2 protein-coding genes are annotated in these 911 nt (G+C 60.8%); one reads left to right on the top strand and one right to left on the bottom strand.

The annotated features are described in order from the left end of the window. Positions 1 to 364: MFS transporter (locus ABD250_RS18020; RefSeq protein ID WP_344393601.1), on the top strand; the 364-nt coding region annotated here is incomplete at its 5' end. A 44-nt stretch (positions 365 to 408) separates the two neighbouring features. Here ABD250_RS18020 and ABD250_RS18015 read toward each other — a convergent pair. After that, positions 409 to 911: IclR family transcriptional regulator (locus tag ABD250_RS18015; RefSeq protein WP_344393598.1), on the bottom strand; the 503-nt coding region annotated here is incomplete at its 5' end.

Below are 911 nucleotides of genomic sequence, written 5' to 3'. Positions count from 1 at the left end.
GATCCAGACAGCACTCATCGTCTGCGCCGTCGGGCTTTCACTCATGGCGATCCCCACCACCTGGAGCTACGTGGCAGGTGTCCTGCTCGCGGCGGGCCTGGGGTGGGGCTGGCCAGGCCTGGCGCACTTCCTCATCTCGCACATGGCACCTGGGGCCACCGCAGCGGCCACCGGCATTGTCCAGACCGGCACGTACATCGGCAATACCATCGGCCCCGTGCTCACCGGGGTGGCCCTTAGCCTCGGTAACTCGACACTGACCTGGGCGATGCTCGCCAGTATGGCAACCGTCGCCGTGGTCATCTCCTTCTTCTTCGGGCGCCGACTGCGGAAAATCGACTCTCTGGAATCGCCGCTGAGCTGAAGTGGTCCTGTCCACAGCCCCACCGTCACCGGCCGTCGAGATCCTTAAACGAGCAAGTTCTGGATTTCTTTGGCGGCTGTCTGGAGCATAGCCCCGAGTTCTGTGCGGAGTTGGTCAGTCATGCGGTGAGCGGGCACGGATACATTGATCCCGTAGTAGCTTCCGCTCGGGCTGGTGATGGGAACAGCGACTGACATGACGCCGTCTTCGCTTTCTTCCTGGCTCGTTGAGTACCCGGTTTGCCGAATCGTTTCGAGGGCACGCTCCAGCTCGGAACGGGAAATGATAGATCCCTTGGTGAGACCCGGGAGCTCCTCATACGGGTACAGGGCATGCAGTTGTTCCGTGGTGAGTAGGCTCAGCATTGCTTTGCCCGTTGCAGTGCAGTTGGCAGGAAGCATCGCACCGTGACGTGAGGCAACGCGGACGGCGCGTTGGCTTTCGATGGCCTCCAGGAAGTGTGCGTTCGAGCCTTTTAGCTCGGCAAAGTGTACTGTCTCTCCGGTTTCCTCGAATAACTTCTCCATTGCTGGACGAATGAGGGTCC

The organism is Dietzia cercidiphylli (genome assembly GCF_039531545.1).
GTDB lineage: Bacteria > Actinomycetota > Actinomycetes > Mycobacteriales > Mycobacteriaceae > Dietzia > Dietzia natronolimnaea.
The sequence above is the reverse complement of the archived record's forward strand: the minus strand, read 5'-3'. Positions and strand labels throughout refer to the sequence as shown.